Consider the following 310-nt stretch of genomic DNA (forward strand, 5'->3'; position numbering starts at 1 on the left):
AAACAATAGAGGGGAGGAAATGGGATTTTTCTTTCGCTTTCACAGCAAGCTTAGCCAGCATGCCCAGCGTCGTGCTATCAAGGTGATCTGTTTCAGAAAGATCAACGACAAGACTTCGAAAATTCGGATTCTCCGAGATTTTTTCAATCACAGAATCGATCGTTGAGCATGCATTTAGACGCACCTCTCCAACCAACTTCAAAATATAAACGCCGCTGCAATCAGCCTGTAGTACTTTACACTGGGACATCGCTACTTAACTCTAGGGTTTGCAAGTAACCTCCTACCATACGCTACGAATCATCCTGGT

1 protein-coding gene is annotated in these 310 nt (G+C 44.2%); it reads right to left on the bottom strand.

Features of this window, described 5'->3' with window-relative positions; translation table 11 throughout:
- Positions 1-250: STAS domain-containing protein (locus A3750_RS06415; RefSeq protein ID WP_156498460.1), on the bottom strand; the 250-nt coding region annotated here is incomplete at its 3' end.
- Positions 251-310: the final 60 nt, after the last annotated feature.

It is taken from the genome of Oleiphilus sp. HI0079 (assembly GCF_001635105.1).